This is a genomic window from Sphingobacterium thermophilum (genome assembly GCF_039541675.1).
Classification (GTDB): domain Bacteria; phylum Bacteroidota; class Bacteroidia; order Sphingobacteriales; family Sphingobacteriaceae; genus Sphingobacterium; species Sphingobacterium thermophilum.
Genome location: NZ_BAABGR010000010.1, coordinates 46,030 through 67,690 on the forward strand (window position 1 = coordinate 46,030; position 21,661 = coordinate 67,690).

The 21,661-nt window shown below is 38.8% G+C and carries 25 protein-coding genes and 1 tRNA gene; 11 read left to right on the forward strand and 15 right to left on the reverse strand.

Annotated features, from left to right (window positions below):
* The first annotated feature begins 16 nt into the window (after positions 1–16).
* Genes ABD873_RS05360 through ABD873_RS05370 form a run of 3 tightly spaced genes read left to right on the forward strand, consistent with a single transcriptional unit; the run spans position 17 to position 2,537 of the window.
* Complete coding sequence (locus ABD873_RS05360) at positions 17–742, forward strand: polyprenol monophosphomannose synthase (protein ID WP_345065761.1); 726 nt, start codon at positions 17–19, stop codon at positions 740–742.
* Positions 742–1,764 carry a Holliday junction branch migration DNA helicase RuvB gene (ruvB, locus tag ABD873_RS05365; RefSeq protein WP_345065667.1) on the forward strand — a complete coding sequence of 341 codons (1,023 nt, stop codon included), beginning with the start codon at positions 742–744 and terminating at the stop codon, positions 1,762–1,764. The genes ABD873_RS05360 and ruvB overlap by 1 nt, the downstream gene beginning before the upstream one ends.
* A gap of 17 nt (positions 1,765–1,781) precedes the next feature.
* Positions 1,782–2,537, forward strand: coding sequence for a hypothetical protein (locus tag ABD873_RS05370; protein WP_345065670.1), 756 nt, complete (start codon positions 1,782–1,784; stop codon positions 2,535–2,537).
* Here the strand turns inward: ABD873_RS05370 and ABD873_RS05375 are convergent.
* Positions 2,514–3,062 carry a hypothetical protein gene (locus tag ABD873_RS05375; protein ID WP_345065673.1) on the reverse strand — a complete coding sequence of 183 codons (549 nt, stop codon included), beginning with the start codon at positions 3,060–3,062 and terminating at the stop codon, positions 2,514–2,516. The genes ABD873_RS05370 and ABD873_RS05375 overlap by 24 nt on opposite strands.
* A gap of 7 nt (positions 3,063–3,069) precedes the next feature.
* Positions 3,070–5,559: a S9 family peptidase gene (locus ABD873_RS05380; protein ID WP_345065676.1), complete on the reverse strand. Its 2,490-nt coding sequence runs from the start codon at positions 5,557–5,559 to the stop codon at positions 3,070–3,072.
* Positions 5,560–5,716: 157 nt separating this feature from the next.
* Here ABD873_RS05380 and ABD873_RS05385 point away from each other — a divergent pair, with 157 nt between their 5' ends.
* On the forward strand, positions 5,717–6,610 hold the full coding sequence (locus ABD873_RS05385; RefSeq protein ID WP_345065679.1) for an SDR family oxidoreductase: 894 nt from the start codon (positions 5,717–5,719) through the stop codon (positions 6,608–6,610).
* Here ABD873_RS05385 and ABD873_RS05390 read toward each other — a convergent pair.
* A complete protein-coding gene (locus ABD873_RS05390; protein ID WP_345065682.1) occupies positions 6,600–8,027 on the reverse strand; it encodes an ATP-dependent DNA helicase in 1,428 nt (475 codons plus the stop codon). The two genes, ABD873_RS05385 and ABD873_RS05390, sit on opposite strands and share 11 nt — an antisense overlap.
* A 95-nt stretch (positions 8,028–8,122) precedes the next feature.
* Between ABD873_RS05390 and ABD873_RS05395 the strand changes: the two genes are divergently transcribed.
* Genes ABD873_RS05395 through coaD form a run of 3 tightly spaced genes read left to right on the forward strand, consistent with a single transcriptional unit; the run spans position 8,123 to position 9,918 of the window.
* Positions 8,123–8,920: a DUF3822 family protein gene (locus tag ABD873_RS05395; RefSeq protein WP_345065685.1), complete on the forward strand. Its 798-nt coding sequence runs from the start codon at positions 8,123–8,125 to the stop codon at positions 8,918–8,920.
* Complete coding sequence (locus tag ABD873_RS05400) at positions 8,908–9,441, forward strand: RsmD family RNA methyltransferase (protein ID WP_039053681.1); 534 nt, start codon at positions 8,908–8,910, stop codon at positions 9,439–9,441. Before ABD873_RS05395 ends, ABD873_RS05400 begins: the two co-directional genes overlap by 13 nt.
* A gap of 3 nt (positions 9,442–9,444) precedes the next feature.
* Positions 9,445–9,918 carry a pantetheine-phosphate adenylyltransferase gene (coaD, locus tag ABD873_RS05405; protein WP_345065689.1) on the forward strand — a complete coding sequence of 158 codons (474 nt, stop codon included), beginning with the start codon at positions 9,445–9,447 and terminating at the stop codon, positions 9,916–9,918.
* Between the two features lie 14 nt (positions 9,919–9,932).
* Here coaD and ABD873_RS05410 read toward each other — a convergent pair whose 3' ends face one another.
* Positions 9,933–11,237, reverse strand: a complete 1,305-nt coding sequence (locus ABD873_RS05410) for a DEAD/DEAH box helicase (protein WP_345065692.1) — start codon at positions 11,235–11,237, stop codon at positions 9,933–9,935.
* A gap of 302 nt (positions 11,238–11,539) precedes the next feature.
* Here ABD873_RS05410 and eno point away from each other — a divergent pair, with 302 nt between their 5' ends.
* The 3 genes from eno to ABD873_RS05425 all read left to right on the forward strand — a co-directional run bounded on the left by eno (position 11,540) and on the right by ABD873_RS05425 (position 13,592).
* The gene (gene eno, locus ABD873_RS05415) at positions 11,540–12,838 is read left to right on the forward strand and encodes a phosphopyruvate hydratase (RefSeq protein WP_039053683.1); all 1,299 of its coding nucleotides are present in this window, start codon (positions 11,540–11,542) and stop codon (positions 12,836–12,838) included.
* A 114-nt stretch (positions 12,839–12,952) separates the two neighbouring features.
* Positions 12,953–13,252 carry an FtsB family cell division protein gene (locus ABD873_RS05420; RefSeq protein ID WP_345065696.1) on the forward strand — a complete coding sequence of 100 codons (300 nt, stop codon included), beginning with the start codon at positions 12,953–12,955 and terminating at the stop codon, positions 13,250–13,252.
* A 258-nt stretch (positions 13,253–13,510) separates the two neighbouring features.
* Positions 13,511–13,592 (forward strand) — tRNA-Leu (locus ABD873_RS05425).
* 541 nt (positions 13,593–14,133) lie between these two features.
* Here ABD873_RS05425 and ABD873_RS05430 read toward each other — a convergent pair.
* The 10 genes from ABD873_RS05430 to ABD873_RS05475 form a co-directional block, all read right to left on the reverse strand.
* Positions 14,134–14,685, reverse strand: coding sequence for a hypothetical protein (locus ABD873_RS05430; protein ID WP_345065699.1), 552 nt, complete (start codon positions 14,683–14,685; stop codon positions 14,134–14,136).
* Positions 14,686–14,852: 167 nt separating this feature from the next.
* Positions 14,853–15,197, reverse strand: coding sequence for a helix-turn-helix domain-containing protein (locus ABD873_RS05435; RefSeq protein ID WP_345065702.1), 345 nt, complete (start codon positions 15,195–15,197; stop codon positions 14,853–14,855).
* A 56-nt stretch (positions 15,198–15,253) separates the two neighbouring features.
* Positions 15,254–15,550 carry a type II toxin-antitoxin system HigB family toxin gene (locus ABD873_RS05440; RefSeq protein WP_345065705.1) on the reverse strand — a complete coding sequence of 99 codons (297 nt, stop codon included), beginning with the start codon at positions 15,548–15,550 and terminating at the stop codon, positions 15,254–15,256.
* Positions 15,551–15,725: 175 nt separating this feature from the next.
* On the reverse strand, positions 15,726–16,103 hold the full coding sequence (locus ABD873_RS05445; protein ID WP_345065708.1) for a hypothetical protein: 378 nt from the start codon (positions 16,101–16,103) through the stop codon (positions 15,726–15,728).
* A 115-nt stretch (positions 16,104–16,218) separates the two neighbouring features.
* Positions 16,219–16,710, reverse strand: coding sequence for a hypothetical protein (locus tag ABD873_RS05450; protein ID WP_345065711.1), 492 nt, complete (start codon positions 16,708–16,710; stop codon positions 16,219–16,221).
* A gap of 720 nt (positions 16,711–17,430) precedes the next feature.
* Complete coding sequence (locus tag ABD873_RS05455) at positions 17,431–18,006, reverse strand: hypothetical protein (protein ID WP_345065714.1); 576 nt, start codon at positions 18,004–18,006, stop codon at positions 17,431–17,433.
* Between the two features lie 54 nt (positions 18,007–18,060).
* Positions 18,061–19,005 (reverse strand): J domain-containing protein, encoded by a 945-nt coding sequence (locus ABD873_RS05460; protein WP_345065717.1) that lies wholly within the window; start codon positions 19,003–19,005, stop codon positions 18,061–18,063.
* A 76-nt stretch (positions 19,006–19,081) separates the two neighbouring features.
* A complete protein-coding gene (locus ABD873_RS05465) occupies positions 19,082–19,453 on the reverse strand; it encodes a metallophosphoesterase family protein (RefSeq protein ID WP_345065720.1) in 372 nt (123 codons plus the stop codon).
* A gap of 237 nt (positions 19,454–19,690) precedes the next feature.
* The gene (locus tag ABD873_RS05470; protein ID WP_345065722.1) at positions 19,691–20,071 is read right to left on the reverse strand and encodes a hypothetical protein; all 381 of its coding nucleotides are present in this window, start codon (positions 20,069–20,071) and stop codon (positions 19,691–19,693) included.
* Positions 20,072–20,201: 130 nt separating this feature from the next.
* Positions 20,202–20,657, reverse strand: a complete 456-nt coding sequence (locus ABD873_RS05475; protein ID WP_345065724.1) for a hypothetical protein — start codon at positions 20,655–20,657, stop codon at positions 20,202–20,204.
* A 93-nt stretch (positions 20,658–20,750) separates the two neighbouring features.
* On the opposite strand from ABD873_RS05475, the gene ABD873_RS05480 reads away from it, so the two are divergent.
* Complete coding sequence (locus ABD873_RS05480) at positions 20,751–20,993, forward strand: helix-turn-helix domain-containing protein (RefSeq protein ID WP_345065727.1); 243 nt, start codon at positions 20,751–20,753, stop codon at positions 20,991–20,993.
* Between the two features lie 8 nt (positions 20,994–21,001).
* Here ABD873_RS05480 and ABD873_RS05485 read toward each other — a convergent pair whose 3' ends face one another.
* Positions 21,002–21,661, reverse strand: coding sequence for a hypothetical protein (locus tag ABD873_RS05485; RefSeq protein WP_345065730.1), 660 nt, complete (start codon positions 21,659–21,661; stop codon positions 21,002–21,004).

The window sequence follows — 21,661 nt, forward strand, 5'->3', positions numbered from 1 at the left end:
TATAGAGAAAATAGGCGTGGCTGATAGTATTGTAATAATTCCGACCTACAACGAGATCGAAAATATCGAAAATATAATTCGTAAGGTTTTTTCGTTGTCAGTTCCTTTTCATATCCTTGTAGTGGATGATGGATCGCCGGATGGCACGGCAGATGTCGTGAAGCGTCTGATGCAGGAGTTCGAAGGAAAACTGTTTATAGAGGAGAGGAAAGGAAAGTTGGGTTTGGGAACGGCTTATATTCACGGTTTTAAGTGGGCATTGGCAAAAAAATATACGTACATCTTTGAGATGGACGCTGATTTCAGCCACAACCCGGAAGATTTGATACGTCTTCGACAGGCAGTTTTAGATGGAGCCGATATGGCTATAGGTTCACGCTACATAAAGGGGGTGAATGTGGTAAACTGGCCTATGAGCAGGGTCCTTATGTCTTACTTTGCTTCGGTATATGTACGTATGATCATGCGTATCAAGATACAGGACGCTACAGCCGGTTTTGTGTGTTTTCACCGAAAAGTGTTGGAGACTATTCGTCTGGAAGATATCCGCTTTGTAGGGTATGCCTTTCAGATAGAGATGAAGTTCAAGACCATAAAATATGGCTTTAGTGTGGTAGAGGTGCCCATTATCTTCACCGATAGGACATTGGGAGAGTCCAAGATGAGCACCCGAATTTTCCGGGAGGCATTCTTTGGTGTGATACAGTTGAAGTTGGAATCATTATTTAAAAAATATAACTGATGAACGAGAATCTCGATCCGAATCCAGAAAGACTTAGTCCTACCGATAGGGAGATGGAGCGAGTGTTGCGCCCTCAATCTTTTGAAGACTTCACAGGGCAGGAGAAAATTTTGGAAAACCTGTCTATTTTTGTGAAGGCGGCCAAATTGAGGGGAGAAGCCTTGGATCATGTGCTGTTGCATGGTCCTCCAGGATTAGGGAAAACGACTCTATCCCATATCATTGCTAATGAGATGGGAGTAGGGATTAAGGTTACTTCCGGCCCCGTGTTGGACAAGCCTGGAGATCTAGCCGGTTTACTTACCAATCTGGAAGAGGGAGATATTCTTTTTATTGACGAGATACACCGTCTTTCTCCTGTAGTGGAAGAATATTTGTATTCTGCTATGGAGGACTTCAAGATAGATATCATGTTGGAGACGGGACCTAATGCCCGTTCGGTGCAGATATCATTAAATCCTTTTACATTGGTGGGAGCCACCACGCGTTCAGGACTGTTGACATCTCCGCTTCGTGCTCGCTTCGGAATCAATGCCCGTTTGCAGTATTATGATGCCAAGCTGCTGACCACGATAGTGATGCGGTCGGCTCATATTTTGGGATGTAGCATTAGTGAGGAGGGAGCCTATGAGATTGCTCGAAGAAGTCGTGGTACACCGCGTATTGCCAATGCATTGTTGCGTAGGACAAGAGATTTTGCGCAAATCAAAGGCAACGGAAACATTGATAAAGCTATTGCCCAATATGCTTTAAATGCTTTAAATGTTGATGAAAATGGATTGGATGAGATGGATAACCGTATTTTGTCAACAATTATTGATAAATTTAAGGGCGGACCCGTGGGTTTGAAAACTATAGCTACGGCAGTAGGAGAGGATGAAGGTACCATTGAAGAAGTGTATGAACCCTTTTTAATACAGGAAGGATACATTATGCGAACTTCTAGAGGGCGAGAGTGTACGGAGTTAGCATACAGACACCTAGGAAAAATAAACTATAATAAAGGAACTACATTGTTTTAGTTCATTTTGATACGACTATGAGATTATTTATTGCGTTTTTGCTTACTACGTTAAGTTTGACATCAGTTGCTCAGTCTTACTGTCCTCCGTTGTATGGAAAATTAGGGAATGTCAGTAGATATCATATTACGGCAGGTTATGGTTTAACAAAATTATATGGTGATATCCAAGAGAATGTGGGAACAGGATCTGCAGCCTATCTTCAATTTGATTATTTGCTAAAGAAAGGACTGTTGATAGGCATTGAGGGACGATTTGGTTCTTTAATTACTGACAGTGAACGTTATGGAGAAAATAGACATTCCAGAAATGAATTTAAATCTTTTGGATTTGTATTTACTTTTCATCCTGTAGCTTTTTTTAATGGTGAAAGTTATACCGTCCCTAGTTTGATGGGAACTATGGCCGAAGCATTGTTTGTCGATTTTGGATGGCATAGGTTAAGTAATCATTATCAAGATATATATAGAAATCCGGCTGCTCCAGATTCGTATGGACCAATAGACAGTTATGATGAGAATGGGGCCCCTATTTTTAGCACCAAAAGCAAATCAACTGTGTTCCCATCATTGTCTTTCGGTTTTGCTATACCATTGAATAAAGGCTATAATATAAAAGGACGCTATATAAGTATAGTGCCTAAAATGCAATTAAATTTTGGGGTAGATGATAAAATTGATGGATATACACCCTATGGATGGAATGGACGACCAAATGATTCAAAAGGGGATATGTATAATTACTATTCTTTAGGAGTTAGATATTCGTTTTAATTTTTTATAGATACTTTTACTGCGGCTTACAAGTGCAGCGGATTGATTTTTTTCAATATCTAGCTGCATTTTGTTTTTTAACTCATCTATTAGCCAATAGTGTTTTACGGATAGATAATATAGAATATCGTAGCCATTGCAACGTACGGCTATAGGACATTCCGAATCTTCCAATATGTCGTATGTTTTGTTTATAATCATTTCCTCTTGCTCTTGGGTCAAAGGGTAATTTAGCGATAAGAGCTCCATGATAAGTTTGGTGATGCTTCTTAGGGCGCTCCAGTTGCTATTTTTTAGAAACGCTTCTATCGAAGGTGTGGCATAACTTAGAAGCAACTTCTTTTCAGACAAAAGAATATGTTCCAAAGCCCAGCTGGCTTTGAAACATATTCGTGCATCTTCAACTCTATTTGCCAACTCAAACAGGTCGTTTATAGTGGCGACCTTAAGCACTTCTTGTTTTAGAGAAGCGGCACTCGATGATAGAAGTGCCGCAGTTATTGTAGAAAATTTTTCAGGATTCATCTACGGATTATCGTGTTAATGGTTTTTCCCTATTCATTTCCATGATGTCCACTTCATGCATTTTGGACTCTCCTAAAAGATGTTCAGCAAAGTAGTCTGCCATTTTCCAGAAAAAATATTCGGTCATATTGCCGAAAGAGTGTGCTTGTCCTGGCAACAAGACAAAATCGAATCTTTTGTTTGCTTTGATGAGGGCGTCCACCATTCTGATGGAGTTGGCCGGGTGAACATTGTTATCTACATCGCCGGTAACAATAAGGAGCTTTCCTTTAAGGTTTTTGGCAAGCTCACTGTTTTTGTTGATGTTATAGATAAAGGTAGTATCTCCTTTTTCTGTTATCTGCTCTTGTACGCCATGGTGTCTTTCCGACCACCAACGGTTGTATATGTTGTTTTCATGGTTTCCAGCACCCGATACTGCTACTTTGAAGAAATCGGGATATACCAACATAGCGGCGGTGGACATAAACCCTCCTCCGGAATGTCCGGTGATACCTACCCGGTTGACGTCAATGAAAGAATATCTATCTGCCAGTTGTTCTGCGGCCACTTTTTTGTCTTCCAGGCCATAGTCACGAAGGTTTCCATAGCCGTAGGTATGATACCATTTCGAACGAGCGGGATGGCCACCACGGTTACCTACGGAAATCACAATGAAGCCCATCTGTGCCAGACGATCCAAGCGGTCCATGCTTCGTCCGAAACTTTTGTTTACAGATTCTGTCTGTGGTCCTGGATACACATATTCTATCAGTGGGTATGTCTTTGTAGAGTCGAAGTCGAAAGGTTTGTACATCACCCCATAAAGGTCTGTGATGCCGTCCCCGGCTTTTACTTTGAAAGGTTCAGGGAACTTATATCCTGCTGCGAAAAGCTGGCTTAAATCAGCTTCTTCCAACTTCATAATAAGCTGTCCTGAAGTAGAATAGAGGTTTGACTGAGGAACTGTATTAACTCGAGAGAAATTATCTATAAAATAATTGCCATATTCGTTACTTTCAATCTGATGGTCATAGTTTCCAGGCGTAAGAAGTTTTGGTGCTCCTCCGTTTTTGTTTACTGCATACAGGAAGTTGTAATAAGGGTCTATATCTTTCTCTAATCCATTAGCTTGGAAATATAGAGTTCCTGTACTTTCGTTGTATGCCAATATTTCATTGCAGTTATATTCTCCTCTTGTAATCTGATTGATAAGTTTTCCGGAGATGTCGTACAAATAAAAATGTCCCCAACCGTCACGTTGTGACCAGTGGATAAACTGTTTTCCTCCTGCTATCAATTTTGGTTTTCGGATGTCTATATACACGTTCATCCTTTCTTCCACAAGCACACGATGGGTACCGTTTATATTTACGGCTATAAGGTCTATGCGCTTTAGGTCACGTGAGGAGCGAGCCATATAAAACTCCTGGCTGTTGCCCAACCAATAGTTGATATAATATTTACCTTTAAAATTGTCTTTGCTAGCATCTTTGCTCCACAAGGTCAGCGTTTGGTTCTTAAAGGCAGCAACATTGATTCTTTTAGGCTGATGAGAAGCTACATCAAAGATGTAGAGCTCGGTTTCAGTAGAATCCACTTCCCCTGGCATTAGATATTTGTAAGTTTCCAGCTGTGGTCTTTTGTTGTTCACATTGTGAATAACCCATAGAGCCGACAGATGTCTGTTATCTTTACGCGTGATGACGAAATGTTTTCCATCAGGAGACCATAGTAGACGTATTGGTCTGCGTTTGAATTGCTCTTCGCGTAAAGATTTGCTATCGCCTGTGGTTGTGCTGTATTGGTCGCCACCCCAAGCATAGTATTGTACACCATCTTTGGTGACCTGATGCTCGACGATAGTGCTGTCTTTTTCGTCTTTTAATGCTTTAAGGTAATTTTTGTAGTCCATCCAGTAGATGTTGTAATTTTTGGCGTAGTAGATTCTACTGGTATCAGGGCTGAAGGTTGCCCAGAAAGGTGTTGCTTTTTCTTTCGTGGTGTCGCTTATCTCTTTTAGCTCTTTAGACAAGATGTTATATTCAAAATGAAACAACTTCTTCTTGAGTGTATCTTTTTTGTTTGTAAGTTTCTTGATTTCTTCTTTGCTTTTTACGGTGTCTTTGGTGCTTTGTACTTCAAAACGAATCAAATGGTCGCTGTTGTCCACAAAACGTAAGTTTTGAAGCGGAAGATGTTGAGCATCGAAAGGGTTTTTCACTATGGCCGTTACTTTGGTTGCCATGTCAGCGTTGTCAAAAAGCTCACTTTTCTTTTTTGCTACCGGATCGACGATATACCATTTTTTCCCTGCGGAGGTACTGTATTCATACCAAAACTTTTCGCCACGATTGATATAGTTTGGTTTTACCTCGGTAGAGAAAATCATCGTCCGCAATTTGGCGGGACTGAATTTTGCGGCTAGCTGATAATTAGGTTTTACGAGGTTTTTCTTTTCCTGAGCATAGCTCAAGCATACAAATACGGTGAATAAGCCGATTAATATTCGTTTCATATTGGTTGTTAATAAGTTTTGAAGTCTTTTAGACCCTAATTTACTTTATCTTCCGCTGGCTTTATGATTTTACTTGTAAAAATTTAGATAGAGTCTACTTTGAACGATTACGGAGCTAAGATGTTATAAAAGGGAAGGCACATAAAATATATTGATTATGAAAGAGAAAAAAATCAAAAATCCGATAAAGAAATATCCTACACCACCTTTTAAGAAGCAATCTCAACCTGTGCCGGGAGTGACCTCCCGTATGGAACCACGTCCAGATCATGGTGAGGAAAGTTACAGGGGACATGGACAGTTGAAAGATAGGATTTGTATCATCACTGGAGGGGATTCGGGAATAGGTAAGGCTGTGGCTATAGCCATGGCACGAGAAGGAGCCCATATCGTCATCTGCTATAAGGATAAGGTCGAAGATCAAGATGCTAAGGACACCTTAAAATGGATAAAGGAAGCCGGAGTGAAAGGTATTGCGATAAGAGGTGATATACGTCAAGAACGTCACTGCCGGAAGATTATAGATCGAACGGTAAATACATTTGGAAGGATAGATGTGCTTGTCAACAATGCTGCCTATCAAATGTCGTATGACACCTTGGAAGAAATAGATGCTGCAGAGTGGGATAAAACGTTCGAAACAAATATCCGAGCTATGTTCTTTTTGGTAAAGTATGCTAAGCCTCATATGCTCGCAGGAAGTTCTATTATCAATACCACGTCCGTGAATGCTTATGATCCTAATCCATCGTTGCTTCCGTATGCTGCTACAAAAGGTGCTATCCAAAACTTCACGGCCAGTCTTGCACAGAAATTCATGGAAGATAAATTGGGAATAAGGGTGAATGCTGTTGCTCCCGGTCCTGTTTGGACACCTTTAATTCCTAGTACTATTCCGGATCACGAAAATTTTGGAGAAACGAACTCTCCTATGGGACGTCCCGGCCAGCCGGCAGAAATAGCCCCTATATATGTGTTTCTAGCTTCGGAGGCAGCTTCTTATATTTCGGGAGCAACCATTCCGGCAACCGGAGGAAGGGTTACGATATAGTATAAAATTTATCGCTAAAATTGACCAAAAAAAGTTCTTTGGTAGCCCTAGTGATGCCTGTATATAGCCATCGCATAAATTCTGTAGTGAGCATCTCATCGGTCATATATCCCTGATCGATAAAAACCAAAGGCCATTGACCACCCTGAGCTTTATGGCAGGTGATAGCATAGGCAAACTTTATCTGCAGAGCATTATAGTATGGGTCTTTCTTTATAGCCTCCAGTCGGTCTTTTTTACTTGGGATATCCTCATAATCCTGGGCTATACTTTGATATAGCTTTTGTTGGTCTTCGAAAGAGAGTTGTGCGCCTTCAGCATAGATGCTGTCTAAGATTACCCGACAGCGGATGGCGTCTCCCTCGTTGTTATCCATAAACTCGAGGTAAAGGTCAGCAAATCGATATCCGTGCATATCATGGATATTACTCACCTTTTTGACGACTGCCATATCTCCATTTGCGATAAAGCCCGTGTGATTTTCATCATGCTGCTGCAGCCAATAGTAATTGTTGCGGACAACCATGATAATATCGCCACCTGATATTTCTTCATCGCGGAAGAGGATCTGATTGCGGATATGTCTATTATAGAGGTTGGCGGACTTATTGGACCTGCAGATGACGATACTGTTTTCTATGCCGTATTTGTCGTAGGCATAGTGTAACCCTTCGATGAGTCTATCTCCCGTCATTCGGAAAATGTCTTTAAATCCTTTAGTGACAAATTGCGGATAGTTGTACGTCACCATATCGTCGTCCAGTCGAATCTCATTTCTGATTTTGGTGGCATTGTATAATATTCCGGAATTTTTTTCTTGTCTTACCACATCTGTCATTTCGTAAGAGAATACATGAAGATGAAAATGACTCTCCATATAAGTTGTATCCAATGCCGGGCTATAGTCTCGTCCTACGGGAGGGAGCTGTGCACTGTCACCTACCAGCATCAGGGTGCAATTTTTCCCTGACTGCACATACCTTATAAGGTCGGACAATACTCCGTCGGAGAATATGCTGAATCCTTCGTGGGTGATCATGGAAGCCTCATCCACAATGAAAAGGGTGTCCTCGTGCATATTGTCCGCAAGCTCAAAATCCATTTGAAAGGATAAGGCATTCTTCTTTCGGTAAATCTTTTTATGAATGGTCAATGCTTTTCGCCCGGAATAGGCACTCATCACTTTAGCCGCCCTGCCTGTAGGAGCCAGAAGTACAGGTTTTTTGTTGAGGCGGGGAAGGACCTGCACCAAAGTGGATATAATGGTCGTTTTTCCTGTTCCGGCATAACCTTTCAGAATAAAACAGCTTTCTTTTGAGAAGGTGTGCAAAAATTCAGCCAGACGTTCGAAAACTTCCTGCTGCTGTGCAGTAGGAGTCCATGAAAAATATTGGGAAAGCAGATTTTTGACGTACACACCCAAAGTTATTCAAAAAGGTTGGTCAATTCAATTCTAAAAGCTATTTTTGTTAGATAGCTGATGGATATCAGCAGCCAAAAATCCATATTTTGATGAATTATATATCAGTAGATTTTCATTTACAATACTTAAACTCGTATACGTTATTCATACAGGGAGGGCTTAAGGAAGACCATCTTGCGGTGGTAAACAAAGATAATGAGGTGGTTGTGTGTTTGTCGTATGACAATGAGAATCCATCTATGGAGGCTGCAAGGTTGTTGAGTATGCCTTTTGAGCACGTATATGTCTCCCTACCTCATCAAAATATAATCTGGATTCCTTCGGAAGTGTTTGCGCTTGACGATTTGTCCCTATATACCGATTATTTTGTACATACGGAAGTAGAGCATATTGCTGTGAAACAGTTTTCGGAACAAGGGATTACCGCACTTTATCAGATTGAACCTGCTTTGCAAAGCCGCTGGAGAAGGCTTTTCCCTAATGTGAACATTGTACCTCATTTTGAAGCCGTCCTTCATCAGGCATGGAAGCATCAAGATGAAGCGGAATCCGTATTGGGGGTATATGTCAATGATTCATCTGCAGACCTGTTTCTTCTCGTTCATGGAGAATTGAGGATATATAATACCTATGAAGTAAAAACATTGGAGGATTTGAGTTACTTCGTCTTAAGTATTATGAAAAATTTCTCTATCGAAGGTAAGTATAAGCAAATACTGCTGGGGGGAGTTTCTCTATCGTCAGTATGGGCAGAGCGATTAGCTTTTTATGGAGAAGAGGTCAAACCTTTAGTGATAGCAGGAAATTGGCATTCGGAGAATGAGGAAGTGACTCAAGCTATACATAAGTTTAGTATTTTAGAGGAGTTGGTGGTATGCGCGTCATAGGAGGGAAGATAGGAGGGATAAGATTGAATCCGCCGGCCAACCTGCCGGTACGTCCTACCACAGATTTGGCGAAGGAAGCGCTGTTTAACATTTTGCAACACCAGCTGGACTGGGAGGGGTGTGAGTGCTTGGATCTTTTCTGTGGTACAGGAAATATATCTTATGAGCTGACCTCGCGGGGAGTAGCTACTGTCGATGCGGTAGACGCCCATGGTAAATGTTTGCTTTATGTAAAAGACGTCGCTAAGCGCTATGACTTAAATATCAAAACGGTAAGGTCGGACGTGTTTAAGTTTATCTCATCCTGCAAGAAACAGTACGATTTCATCTTTGCGGATCCTCCGTACGATTTACCTCAGCTGCCTCAGCTGCCTCAGTTGATTATAGAAGGAGGTCTGTTGAAACCTCAAGGTATTTTGGTGGTGGAACATCCGTCGACACGTGTTTTAGTGGAACATCCGTCTTTCGAAGAGACAAGAAAATACGGATATTCATCCTTCAGTTTTTATCAAAATAAATAGCGTATGAAAATAGCAGTTTTTCCGGGCTCTTTCGATCCATTTACCCTAGCGCATAAAGATTTGGTGGACAGAGCATTGCCTCTTTTTGACAAAATCTACATCGCTATAGGAGTCAACTCTTCGAAGAAAGGATTGTTGGACTTCGAAACAAGAAAAAAAGCTATTGCAGCAGTATATAAGGATGAAAGTAAAGTAGTTGTTGAAACCTTTTCAGGTCTCACGGTGGATTACTGTAAGAAGGTAAATGCTCGTTATATTTTAAGAGGCTTGAGGAATAGCACGGATTTGGATTTTGAAAATGCTATAGCTCAAAACAATTTAGTTTTGGCCCCTGAAATTGAAACGTTCTTCCTGCTTAGCAAGGCGGACAAATCGTACATCTCATCGACCATTGTACGAGACATCCTATTGCATGGTGGTAGCGTTGAAACATTAGTCCCTAGAGAAGTGTTGACATTTATCAACAGTCAACTTTAAGAATCGCACTGTTTTTAGGTGCGGCTGAACTTCACTTTATTACCTTTTATCTTTCCGTTGCTTCCTTCTTGGATGATTTTTGTTGCTAAATTTCTACGGACGGCGATATAGGATTCTTTATCCTTCACCTCTATAAGTCCTAAATCATCTTTCGATATCCCTTCTATTTTCAGGATATAACCGACAAAGTCAATCTTGTTGACTTTATGTTTCTTGCCCAAGGGAACATAAAGCGTACAGAACGAGGTGTTGGGAGGTAAGGGAAGGTCATGCTGGATGTGCAGCTCTTCAGCGCCTTCCGGTAGATAAGGAAATATATCATCCGGCTTCAATAAGACGATAACCTCACCTGTGGCATGCATACGGGCTGTACGTCCGTTTCTATGAATGAAAGCATCTTCCTTCGTTGGAAGCTGGTAGTGTATGATGACGTCTATTTCAGGGATGTCGAGTCCTCGCGCCGCGAGGTCTGTGGTCAGCAGGATTCTGTTGCTGTTGTTTCTGAATTTCAAGATTGCCAATTCACGGTCACGTTGTTCTAAGCCTCCATGAAATACATCATGGATGATGCCTCTGTCATCCAATAGCTCGGAGATATGATCTACTGCGTCCCTGTGGTTGCAGAAAATGAGTACTTTCTTGTCTTCTAGCTGACAAAGTAGATTAAAAAGAGCCTTCAGTTTATGTTGTGCGGGAGAGATGACTTTTAAGAAGCGAAGGTCCGGTTGGTTTTCATGTGAAACTAATCGGTTTACCGTGATTACCTGACGCAATGTCACAAAGTCAGGCAATTCTTCATGAAAGGTTGCTGAGGTAAGGATTTTTTGACGGGTTTGGGGGCAGGCTTCCAGAATAAACTTGAGCTGCTCCTGAAAACCTAATTCCAGAGACTTATCAAACTCGTCAAGCACCACAGTATGAATATGCTTGGTGGAAAAGTGTTCTTTTTCAATGTGATAAATTATACGGCCGGGAGTGCCAATTAGCACTGTGGGGGCATCTTTAAGCTTATTCTTTTCCAGGCGGCTATCATTACCACCATAGACACATATGACTTTATGTCCTTCCATGACTGACCGGATGACACGTTCGATCTGTAGAGCCAGTTCACGTGTAGGAACGACGATAAGACATTGACAAGAGTTTTTTTTCTCCTCGACAAGTCGTGCTACTAATAAAGCAAATGCTAAGGTTTTTCCTGAGCCGGTAGGAGCCAACAGCATAAAGTCTTGATGGGCACGAAATTGCCTCAGTACTTCTTCCTGCATGCTGTTCAGATGTTCTATCTGTAGCTTTTGTAGTATCGTCGAAATTTCCATGCAGCAAAGGTAACTATAATTTGATGCTTCGCGACTTTTTAATGTTAAATCTATGTTAAGATTGGGAAAGGTAAATGGTTTTGGCACAGGAATTGAAAATGCTTTAGTACTTCATAATTTAGGTTAATAATTGGTTAGTTAGTGAAGCCTTCAATCTCCCCGGTTGAAGGCTTTTCATTGTTTAATACATAAAAAATGGTAATAATTACTTATTTTTGGAAAAAAGACTATAATTAGTATATTAGTGTCCGAAATACACTAAGTGTATTGTTGAACAAAGTCATAAACCCAATTAAAATACAATGAGTTTAATTATCGATGTTAAAGCGCGTCAAATTTTAGATTCGCGTGGTAATCCAACAGTAGAAGTTGATGTAACAACACAAAATGGTTTTGTAGGACGTGCTGCGGTTCCTTCGGGAGCTTCAACAGGTGCATACGAAGCGGTTGAATTGCGTGACGGTGACAAATCAAAATATTTAGGGAAAGGTGTTTTAAAGGCAGTAGAAAACGTAAATACTAAAATTGCTGAGGCATTAGTAGGTGTAGATGTTTTCGAGCAAAACGCTATCGACAAGATCATGATCGATCTTGACGGTACTGAAAATAAAGGAAATCTAGGCGCTAACGCGATTTTGGGAGTTTCTTTGGCTGTAGCTAAAGCTGCTGCTCAGGAATCACGACAGCCTTTATATCGCTATATCGGAGGGGTAAATGCTAATACTTTGCCTATTCCGATGATGAACATTATCAACGGTGGGTCTCACTCGGATGCACCTATCGCTTTCCAAGAATTTATGATTATGCCTGTGGGGGCTCCATCTTTCTCTGAAGCATTGCGTTGGGGGGCTGAGATTTTCCACACATTGAAAAAAATCCTTCACGACCGTAACCTATCTACGGCAGTGGGCGACGAAGGTGGTTTTGCACCTACTTTCGATGGTACAGAAGATGCTATAGAAACTATCCTTAAAGCTATTGAAACAGCAGGATACAAACCAGGCGAGGATGTTTGCTTGGCGTTAGATTGTGCCTCATCAGAATTCTATAAAGACGGCAAATACGACTACACTAAGTTCGAAGGTGATAAAGGTGCGGTACGTAGCAGTGAAGAACAAGCAACATATCTAGCTGAATTGACGCAGAAATATCCTATCATCTCTATCGAGGATGGTATGGCAGAGGACGACTGGGCCGGCTGGAAATTGTTGACAGACAAAATAGGTGATCGAGTACAATTGGTAGGTGACGACTTGTTCGTGACTAATACTAAACGCTTGCAGCAAGGTATCGATGCCAATACGGCCAACTCCATTTTGGTGAAGGTGAACCAAATCGGTTCATTGACAGAGACAATCAATGCGGTTACTTTGGCACAAAATTCAGGATACACTTCGGTGATGTCACACCGCTCTGGAGAAACAGAAGATTCTACTATTGCTGATTTAGCGGTAGCATTGAACTGCGGTCAGATAAAAACAGGTTCAATCTCACGTTCGGACCGTATGGCTAAGTACAACCAATTGTTACGTATCGAAGAAGAATTAGGAGAAAACGCTCGCTTCATCGGTAAAAACTTCAAATACGCCATCAAAAAGTAAGAAAAAAACAATTCCATATAAAAAAGGAGAGACGTAAGTTTCTCCTTTTTTATTATTTGGAAAATCGGTATATTTAATGCTAAATATATTGAAACATTGTTTTATTTTTGTGTCATGGAAAGAGCCGTATCATTAGTCAAAAACAAATTTTTAATAGCAGGATTTGCCTTTCTAATATGGATGTGCTTTTTTGACCGATACGACTTTGCTACACAGTACGGTTATCAGAAAGAACGTAGTAAGCTGGAATACGAGAAAGAGTTCTATACGAACGAAATCATCAACCTCGAAAAGGCTATTAAGGATGTACAATATAATCCTAACGAGATTCAACGTATTGCCAGAGAAAAGTATAAAATGAAAAGAGACAACGAGGATATTTATGTGATATCTGAAGTTGAACCGAAGAAATAATTCTCCGTTAAAGAGAAGATTGTCCGAAAAATCTTGTTGAAAGCCTGCCTGATCGTAATGAAGGGTAGGCTTATTTTTTTCTTTTTTACTTTAAGAAAGGCTAGAGGAAGCCTTTATTCTAACGAAAGAAGGCACATTGAAAAAAATATAAAAATTATTGTGTTGAATTTCAGTATATATAGAAATTAGACGAATATTTTTCTTGCATAATATGGAGGATAGCTCTATATTTGCATCGTCAACAATGAAGGACAGCACGCCCAGCTGGCGGAATTGGTAGACGCGTTGGTCTCAAACACCAATATCTTCGGATGTGCCGGTTCGACTCCGGCGCTGGGTACTAAAAAGACCTGTTAATCAGTTGATTTTCAGGTCTTTTTGTTTTTACAGGGTGTAAAAAAGGTGTAATAAATTCTATACTTTTTCCAAAATAAAATTCCCGTCAATCAATTGAATATATAACTTCAGTCCATCTATCAATTACTTTTGCAAGCGATTAACGTTTGACACTTCCAATTCATTTATCTTGGTATTTCATCCATCCCTCCTGTTGTATCCGACAGATTACATATGTTGTCGTAGTATTTTAAATCGTTAGGTTGAAGAAATATGTTTTGCCGGTTTTTGTGTCAAAAACACCTAATTGTTCTTTACTTTCAAACCTGCCGTTCCGATTGTTTCCAATCCTAAACAAAGCGATAGCAATTAATAGCCCTATTAGTAGTTTGCCAATTTTGTAAAGATTGTCCCATCTGACCATATGCTTAAATTTTTGTTTTTTATTCGTGTTTGAAAAGGGTTCGCCAATTTCAGTCCTGCTGTTCTTAGTTATTTAAAATTTACTTGTCAATCCACGACAAACCGGAATACAATCTTTTTTGTTACGCTTTACTTGTTATATGCTCTTTGTCTTTATTCATCAACATTTTTCGAAAAGCACGATGCAGTACATTGTAACCGTGTGTGTGCGGTCTGTCGGTAAAAATCCAATCGATAATTAGTTTAGTGTATTCTGTTTCTTGCTCTGGGTCGTAAAATGGTGTTTTATCAATTCGTTCTATTTCGATTGCCCCAAGCACATATAAAGCACGGATAATGGGAGATATCTTTTCTCTAAGTTCTTTCAATTTGAACATTTCTTTCGACACTTCATCCGATGATATTATGAATGATAAATCAACCAAACTTTCGTGTACAATCCAATTTCTGTTATCTTGGGCCTTCTCAAAAAGTTCAGCAACCCAATCGGATAACGTATTTGAATTGACAAACAATTCTTTCCGATTTTTCGTAAAAACCCCTAAACTTGTTTTCTTTGACGTTGGTTTCCGGTCTTTAGGTGACCAATAAACCCTTCCCGCAACCCAATCTTCTACACTAATTCGCTCATTCTTTAGGCCTAAAAAAATACTTAGCATCTTATAATGAGACATGCATCTTTTCTCGAAGGTTTGGCAAAGCATAAGTACTTTACCATAAACAGTAAAATGTTTGTTCAGACTTCTCGGGGGAACAGAATGAAATATCATGCTAATTGAGGCTATTGTTGTTCATCATGCATACACATATGCTAATTACATTGACGTAATTTCAGGTTAAATTAAACTCTTTCCAAAATAAAATTCCCGTCAATCCCCAATTTTTGATGCAATGATTTCAGAAAATTCACATCGGGGTCGCGTTTTCCATTGAGTATTTGGGATAATTTCGGTGCACCGATACCAAGAATAGATGCAAGCCCTTTCTGTGTAACGCCCAATTCTTCTTTTTTTGCTTCCACCATGGCACTAAGCGTTACTGGCATAGGCATCAACTTCATTTCCTCGTCCTCGTACCGTTCGGCCAACAGGCTTAGTTTCTCCAATTCGTCAGCCTCTTGTTGGCTCAATGCGTGGAAACCACCCCCATCGGTAGCCTTTTGGAGATAGCCCTCAATCATGGCCATCACTTGGTGATATTGTTTTTCGTTCCTTATTTTACTAATCATGGCTTTCCTAATTGTTATACCGTTGAACAATCCTTTAACTTATCGTATTCGGCATGTGTACCGATAAACCGAATATACACGGTACGCTTGTCGAAAAATATCATGGCAATCAGCCGATAATCATTTCCTTTAATGTTGAATACATATCGGTCATTGCCTACGGCATCTACACTGCCAAACGTATTCCGTACGTCATTAAAATTCCCCCAATCTACCTCCTTGACAATCTGATACCAGCTATTCAATGCTGCCTTAGAAGCTGGATGCTTATGGGCAAAAATATTAATGAACGTCTTGGCAATGATGACCATAATACAAAGATAGGGAAAATTTTATATTTTGAAATTTATTTCGGATTATGAAATAATAATTATTTCGTTGGTACTCAAATGGAAACTTTAACCCTTTTTCTAAAGGAACCATATCTCCAAACCATCAGATAATTCTCAACATTTGTTTTTTATCATGGTTAAGCTTTCACAAAAGCTATTTGTTGATGGTTATTGTCGAGTTATTGATTTTACCAGTAACAGCAATATTTTTATCGCCTATTTGGGAAACAAAATTTTGGTATCCATCAGACGTCTTAATGGCGTGAATTAACTTAGATATATTTTGTGCCATATTCTCGTCTTGCCTTAACTCATTCTCTAAAACAATTACTATTTGTTCTTTAGTGGATAAATCCGTTGGGTTCTTTTCAAATGCCCCAATTAGCTTTTCATGTCCTTTTTTATTAAAAAGGCTTTTTACATTAGTCCATAAGTCGGAAGCAATTTTTTTTATTATTTCATTGCCACCTGTAGCTAATGCAGTACCAATTATGTTTACTGCTTCTTTTGCCGAATCCGAGAAGTCTATCATTGCTTCAACCACTTTAAGTGTTCAAATAATTTCTTAATATAAAATTTATTAGATTCATACAGCTCTCCAACTGTTGTACTTACAAAACCTTGTAAATAGGCTTCATCGTCCTTTTTCAGAATTTCCTGATACATTTCATAGGCTCCTGTTTTGATTTTTCATAGGATGCAAAGACCGGTTCTCCATACTCTAATCTCTTAGGAAAAATACTACCATTTTCAGGTATCATCACAAAAGTGTCCTGTTCTGAACCTTTAATTTCAAATTTTGGGTGTACTTTAAAGAAAGGTTGATTGAAGTATCTATTTTCTTTAGTTGTATTCGTTATCGTTAGGCCAAATTTAAGTCTACGGTAAGCAACATTTTCATGCAAATCCGCTAAAACAGTAAAATGCATATGTGCACCTACTTTGATTTCGGCATTTAAATCTTGTCTACTTTCAATCATACTTAAAACTTCCTTAGGCAACTCCTCCAATTGAGAGCTGAAGTCCATAATTAATTGTCTTAGTTCTGAAGAATTATCAGGATTAACAATTATTGAAGCACCAGTAATGTCTTGAATAACAATGTTGCCAGCACCGTCAATATTCACCTTATTATTCATTCTTAACAATTTTTTTTAAAAATTAACCAATTTTTGAGCGTGTAACAAATAAAGTGTTTTTGGTGGAATTTGTGACATTCATTCTTTTTTTCTAAAGACTTTTTTTATTTCGATAATATAAATAAATTAAAGGCAATGCTGACATTATAATTGTCACAGGCAAAGCCTCTGCAATATAATTATACCAATACGTATTGATAGAGCTTGTAAAGGCTTTGACAATACTGGATATCGCCCAAACGGGCAATACAATTTTAATGAATAGAAGCCAAAAAGTTTGTTGACTGCCTTTACTTTTTAAATATCTAAACAGTAGAATCGTAAGAATTAGCGGGTAAAATAATTCCAATAGCTTAAGAAATCCTTCCATAATTTGTTTATATTAAGTGGTTGACTATATCGTGCTCACCAATGTCGACTTCAATCAATAGGAAAATGTAATTTGTGTGACTATTTTTAGACACCAATCATATTTATTAGTTCGATTATAATTATTCAACAATTCTTATACTCGCCATTACTTTGTCTAAGAATTCGTTGGAAGTGGAGCCGTCAAACGTATAACAAACTAAATTAAAAATTTTTCCATCATTGAAATATCCCATACCTTTTACTAAACCCTTTTGTCCGCTGGCCAAAAAATCGCCGTTACAATATAATGATGGATTTTGAAAGTCCCCTTTAACGAATTTCAGGTTTAGATTCGTAGCCTTTGCAAAATTAAGTTGATTCCCTATTCCTGATTTGACCTTCTTCTAAGTAATATGATTCAAGATTTGAATCAAAATACATCAATTGCACTACTGACGTTTTAGATTGGTATAAAAAAATTTGGACGTCATTAAATAATTGTTCATACCCTTTCGGCATTGTTACCCCGTCTACATGTGTCATTTTTTCAGGTGTTGAAACCGAAAAACCGTAAAAGGCATTCCTAAACCAAGGAATTTCATTATTGACATTTAACTGGTCGCTTTTTCTTTCAGTTGTTTGTTGGTTAATTGACTTCATCATTTTTTTTGTATAAATTTCCGGTAAAATCAAAACCGCGATATAAAGTACCAGCGCGTATAAAGTCATTTTATTCATTAATGCCCAAGAAAACTGCTTCGTTTTGATAGAATTTATTATAGTGATAATAAATGGGATAGCAAAGACCAAAGCACTGAAAGTTAAGGTATTAACGACTATTGGGATTAATTTTCCATGTGCAATCTCGTTTTGATAGAAACCAGTTATAAAAATCTTATGTGCCGCAGCAACAATTGGTGTTAACCATAGGTACTTATTTTTCATTTAATCTGTATTTAAATAAATTTCCATAAAGTTATCGCTTCTTACGAGGTGTAACTAAGATTCAATTTTTTCGATTTCGTATAAATTTGCCATAGTACTTCTCATATATCGCCTAATTTTTACAAAGGCTGATGTCTCCACAACAAGTATTATGAACAAAACGATGTAATACAATATAAAGCCATTTAAAAAGGCGTGGTCTAAATCCAACCTAAAAACTGTAAACGGTTCGTGTATCTTGAGCATTATTGAAAATATCCAACTGGATACGGCTATTAAAAAATAATATAGAGATAAATACAATAAACTACCTTGTAACCCACCATTGGGAGAAATCTTAAAATTGGGCTTGAATAATTTCCCAATACCCTCCAATAGTATTCGAAATATTGTCAATCCTTGTAAGGATGATGCTAAAATAAAGTAACATGCGAAGATTGTCATAAATATTACCATTCCTTTTTCGTAGAGTAATTTAGCTGTGGCTACGACGAAAAGGAACAATAAGGTCTTTCGGAGAAATTTGGAGTTAATCCTCCCAATTGTTGCTCTATAGATATTGCCAGTTATAATAATCGGATAGAGAATGAGTATCTTTATAATAAATGAAACTGCCCAATTCATTTCGGGAAAATCTTTATCATTTGTTGGAATTTTATATTTCCCAATAAAATCTTCATATAGGTCTCTTTGTGCCTCTCTCTTTTTTTTGCTTTTGGATTGAGAGCTTTCACTTGTTTTATGTGGAAAATCCGAATCGTATGATTTGTGATTTGCTCCTTGCGCTTGTTTTGTAAAATACTTTTTTTCTTGAAGCAATATTCTATATGCCTCTACGATTTTTGCTGTCTTCTCATTGGCTGCCGCGATGTCAGAGAACATATGAGCTTGTTTATCTGGGTGATTTTTTTTCAACAAGTCCCTATAGCTTGACTTAAGCTGTTCTATTGTAAAATAGTCCTCTAAATCTAAAATATTTTTTGCCTCTTTCGTTGTCATGGCATACTATCCTGTATATTCCGTTACTCTTATGGTATTAGATTTGATATAGCTGAAAGTGATTCCATGGTTTAATTTAGGGGTTAATAAAATTCCTTGATACATCTTCCCTATTAGAAACAAATTTATTGGTCTTACTTATGTTTTCTTTACGGGTTCCCGTAAGCTGCTTGATGGATATCGAATCTTTGGCGCTGTTTAATATCACCGCATCATTTATAAGCTCATAACGGTCATCAAGTACGCTCGCATTAACAAATGTTGTTTCTCTCTTAGCCAGCATCCCATAATCTTCGTGGATATGACCAAATACATGATATTTGGGTTGTACTTGGTAAACCCTTAAAAGCAATTCTTCGCAGCCTTCCCGTTTGCTGTAAACGGTTTCATCCAATATGCCAAACGGTGGGCCATGGGTAATTAGCATGTCGGTATCGTCCGGTATCAAATCCCAATGCTGCTTAATTTCCGCCCCACCTTATAGCTTTTGTGTGCAAAATGATTTCCGCCTCTTTAGGTATAAAGCTAGTAATGGGGTCTCTAGTGCCAAATAGTTTGAGAAGTTACAAGTCCTCACTCTCTTTTACATCATTAGACATGTCCTTATGTCTACGTTTTTCATTAATCTTAGGGAGCACCGACATCATGACGATTATGCCTATTATCACGCCTATAAAGCAAAAAATTATTCTCCAAAACAAATCCAGGCAGATACGCTAACGGAATTATTATCAGGGCTGTTAACCCCCCCCCCCAATCTTTGAGCCGTGGGAAAATGAATAGGATTGATTTTAGAATTTAAAATCAACCAGACTATACCAAAAATCGGTAGTATTAAATAATAATTGGGTTGATGTCCCAAGATATCAAAAGACTTCAAACCAACGTATGCGCCCAAAAACGCTCCAACAAAAGCACCGATATATTGTCCCACTTTTGTATTTTGAGGTATTTGCCATCCGAAAATTTGGCCTATCAAATTAAAAAATGTTAAGGCTACCATAGTCCCCAACGAATCCCCTAAGACAAATAAAATTATTGAAATAATATAGGAAATGACTATCATGCTAAGTGTAAATTTGACAAATAATAGGTCATTGCTTAGTAAGTGAGAATAGTTGGCTGTTTACAAACGAGATTCCATCCATATGATACGAAAGTTAAAACATATGCTCGACACATATCGTTAATTCTATCTATCCCACATGCTTGATCCAATAATCAGTATCTCGAAATATGTTATCTCTAATGTTTTCTAAATCTTCATCTGACTTCCCTTGTTGCTTGAAATAGGGAGACAACTTATTTTTAAATAAATAATGGCTTACCCTTCTTAAATATTCTCCCTCAGTAGATAGAAGTCCTCTCCACACATGAAATCGTCCTGTTGTAAGCTCAGAGTTTATTCTATCGATGATAATTAAACAAAGATTTTCTATCAACGTTTCAGAAGTAATCAGCTTGTTGTATCTATGATCATTCGAGGTTTTAATTTCATTTATAAAAGGTAAGTAAATTGCCGTTTTCCAAGCCCAAGATTCTCCCAACGTATTTTCAGAAACACGATCATTTAGCTCTTGATTTATTTGATTTAAAATTGACAACAATTTTTTACGTCCTTTCGAGACGAACAATCGATTTAGTAATTTCATACGTCTTAATTTTAATCCGATAGCCAAATATACAGAATTTTACCGTCTCATGTTACGGTGTTTCGGTTTTTTATTGTGCTTTCCTTGCATGCCATGGACAACAAGCCGCATGCAACCGATGTCGACACTTATCTCATCGAGAAAGTAAAGGAGTTGAGAGGCAAAAAGGGTATATCCCAAGCCAAGCTGGCGTTGGCGCTGGATGTGTCCGTTGGTTATATCGGTCATGTGGAAAGCCCCAAGGACAGGACGAAATATTCCCTGTCCATGCTTCCTAAATTGGCTGCTGCGCTGGAATGCGAATATGCCGATTTATTGCCACCAATCAACAAATGAGCAGGCTACTACTTGGCCGATTCGATTTCCCTCCTTTTCTGCTTTGCCGATCGGATAAGCCGTTGCTCTTCTTCCAGCTTCTCCAAAATGAATAACGCCCTGTCGGGGTCGGCATGATAAATCGAATCTATCCGCTGGCCGATTTCGGGAAATTCCTGCCGGAACATCCGAAATTTGATACTATCCGCTTTTAGGGCTTTTTGGTGTTGGTGCAAACCTATCGCTACGCCAAGGCTGACGAAAGAGAAAATCAATAGGAATATCAAAGCAAAGACTACCCTGATTGATTTGAAGTCAATGCTGTGTTTATGCTTTACCTCTGTTTCTTTGGGAATCCGTTCGACCAAACCCTTGAACTCCGTCAATTTCCTATCCAGTTCAAGGTAGTCCTTTTGGGTGATGTCTATGATGTTGTCTGTCAATGCCTGTAGATTGCCGTAATCCCTGACGTAATTATCAATGGCGGTATGGCAATCGTTTATGTAGCCAATCAGCTTGGATTTGGTTTCTAAGTCCTTTTCCCTGACCTCATGGAACCCTTGCAGCAATTTTTCGTTTTCTTCGAGAAAGCTTATGATGGTCGGGAGCATCCGTGAGATGTCGCTCGACAATAGGTCGCTGTTCAATTGCAGTTCGTCTACCTGCTGCTTTAAGTTTTCAAATTCCAT